Genomic DNA, 2,498 nt, shown 5'->3' with positions numbered 1-2,498 from the left:
AAGCGGGGTGTTTTTTTGGTTTAACCTGCGAAACCTTTAGCGAAACGCCGGCCCCACATGCTTGATAAAAAACTCCAGCGACTTCTTCTTCTCTTCATGCGGCAAGCTGTTGTCACACCAGAAACTGAACTCATCCACGCCCAGTTCATGGTAGTACTTGATCCGCGGAATGATCTCTTCCGGGGTGCCGATCATCGCGGTCTCGTGCAGGCTCTCCAGTTCAAACTCCGGACGTCCGGCAAACTTCTCTTCAGGACTTAGCGCAAGAAAGCCGTTGACTGGCAGATAATCAGGGAAAGACCACGTTTAGAAGGCACTCCAGAACGTGTTCTGTTCCCGTTTCCCCCAGTCGGCGCAACATATTGAAGATGCCATCGGGGCAGGAAAGCCTGACACGTTGACCATTGATCGAGATAATGCGGCAGCGCGCAGGCTTGATTCTTTGCGCGGAATTGAAACAAAACCGGGCCTCGACCGTGATGAATATCCGCCCGCCATGTTCCAGGAAGGGGGGCGGGAAGCCTCAGTAAGGCATATCACCGCTGGTGATAACCGTGGAGCAGGCGCTTGTATTGGCGCTCAATGCAGAGAGTTGCCTAACGGGACGAAGGTTAGAATAGAGGTGATAGGTTAGATTATGAATAATCTGGATAAATTGTTATCGATTGCAAGTTCGTCCTTGAGTGAGCGTGAACCACAACTGTCTGGGCCAATACGCAACATGGCAGGGGCTTCGGCGGAACAACTTCTTAATGTGCTGCGTCAGCGCAATGGCTTCTATGCTTTTGAAGGCGCGCTGCATGTTTTTCCAAGCGACTCCAGCCAAAGTGAAATAGGCATATCTGATTGGAATCACGCTGACCTGTGGCGCACTAGCTACAAAGGCCTAGCCGATAACGGTGTCTTTTTTGCTGAAGATATCTTTGGTGGAGAGTTCTGTATCAAGGATGGGAGTATCTACATTTTTGATCCGGAAACTGGCTCGTTAGAGTACTTGGCTGCGGATGTTGAAAGCTGGGCTGAAGTAGTTCTGCACGACTATGAAGTATTGACAGGCTATCCGTTGGCTCATCAGTGGCAAAAGCGCAATGGTCCAGTTCGTACTGGGATGCGTTTGCTGCCCAAAGTGCCTTTTGTAATGGGCGGTGATTTTTCCTTGGATAATTTATATGTTGCCGATGCTGTAGAAGGCATGCGGCTCAGAGCCGATATAGCCGATAAGATTAAAAATTTACCAGACGGTACTCAGGTTAAATTCAGTCTGGACTGACAGGAGAAAATAAATGGGGACGGACCACGTTTAGAAAACATTACGGGGGTAAATGGGGACAGACCACGTTTCCTTCCAATATATCGTGTCGAATCGCGGGCCATGGTCGGCTCCGGAACTGGTTGGAACAATTAGAAATTGAGGTTGGATATGGACCAGATGATGTTGAGGGAAAGTGCGGAGTATCTGGAGGAAATTATCTCTAAACATGCATCTGATGCGAAGGTTAGTTTTTTTGCATAAAGCATTGTCGACTTTGATAGCAGATGCTCGTGCGGGAGCAATTGTAATGCCCGTTCAATGGAACGAAATTCCAGGCATCTACGCCTTTATTGAAGGAGGGCTACAACAATACCGCGACCTTGAAACAGCGTACGCCAAGTTTAAAATCGAGATTACTGGCGGCGAGAGTCCTCTTATGAAAAGCCTACGTTTGAATCAGCGGATGAAAGGTGAGGAGTGAGAGGTAATTGCAAATTGATCCTCTTGCAATTAATGCTGGTTCTCCCACTGCTGGGCTGCCATCCAAACGTCAGAGACTCTTCCCCCAGTCTTTTAAAGGATGGTGTCCAACTTCAGCAAAGAACGGCAACGCCAGATGCACAACACGCCAAAGTCATCATGAAATCGACAGGCTACACATACCCTGTCGAGTTCTCGGTTCGCCGTGCTACAGATCCTGATCGGCGAATGGAAGTGCTGGGTACTGTGGTGGATTCTGGACGGGGCAAGATATTCGGCTGGATCGCCAAACTCAGCGAAGCGGCCAATAGCGCCACGTTCAAGCACTTCCCTCAGCTGGAAGCGCAAGCCAATGCCGACGAACCCTTCGAAGTGTCGGGGCGTTCCAACGGCATGGGCACCGGCAACACTTATAGCTGCGGGCCGCTGAGCAGTACCTTTACGCCGGAGCGAAGCAAGGTCTACCTGGTGGAGTTTCAGTTCGTTGGGCGGGGTTGCGAGCAGCGTGTTTACGATGTCACCCAGCCGGGCCAGCGCATTCCCGTGATCTCTAAAAACTAAAGCCCCGGACAAGTCCGGGGCCTTTTAGTGGGTCAGAGACCGTCCGCCGAGTAATCAGCGAAACGCCGGCACCACATGCTTGATAAACAGCTCCAACGACTTCTTCTTCTCCTCATGCGGCAAGCTGTTATCACACCAGAAACTGAACTCATCCACCCCCAGTTCCTGGTAGTACTTGATCCGCGGAATGATCTCTTCCGGCGTG

General features: G+C 50.6%; 3 protein-coding genes and 2 pseudogenes. 3 read left to right on the top strand and 2 right to left on the bottom strand.

Annotated elements, in window-relative coordinates; all coding sequences use genetic code 11:
- Positions 1-36 precede the first annotated feature (36 nt).
- Positions 37-285 (bottom strand): annotated as a pseudogene (locus F8N49_RS27210) (LLM class flavin-dependent oxidoreductase); the annotation flags it as partial.
- A gap of 352 nt (positions 286-637) precedes the next feature.
- Between F8N49_RS27210 and F8N49_RS27200 the strand changes: the two are divergent.
- The 3 genes from F8N49_RS27200 to F8N49_RS27190 all read left to right on the top strand — a co-directional run bounded on the left by F8N49_RS27200 (position 638) and on the right by F8N49_RS27190 (position 2,293).
- Positions 638-1,270: an SMI1/KNR4 family protein gene (locus tag F8N49_RS27200; RefSeq protein ID WP_256675533.1), complete on the top strand. Its 633-nt coding sequence runs from the start codon at positions 638-640 to the stop codon at positions 1,268-1,270.
- A gap of 235 nt (positions 1,271-1,505) precedes the next feature.
- Entirely contained in the window at positions 1,506-1,733 is a 228-nt protein-coding gene (locus F8N49_RS27195) for a hypothetical protein (RefSeq protein WP_241149653.1), read from the top strand.
- Between the two features lie 32 nt (positions 1,734-1,765).
- Entirely contained in the window at positions 1,766-2,293 is a 528-nt protein-coding gene (locus F8N49_RS27190; RefSeq protein ID WP_151553269.1) for a hypothetical protein, read from the top strand.
- A gap of 54 nt (positions 2,294-2,347) precedes the next feature.
- Here the strand turns inward: F8N49_RS27190 and F8N49_RS27185 are convergent.
- A pseudogene (locus F8N49_RS27185) lies at positions 2,348-2,498 on the bottom strand (LLM class flavin-dependent oxidoreductase); the annotation flags it as partial.

The organism is Pseudomonas sp. GXM4 (assembly GCF_008923895.1).
In the GTDB taxonomy this organism is placed as follows: domain Bacteria; phylum Pseudomonadota; class Gammaproteobacteria; order Pseudomonadales; family Pseudomonadaceae; genus Aquipseudomonas; species Aquipseudomonas atacamensis.
This window is presented reverse-complemented; position numbering and strand designations above follow the sequence as displayed.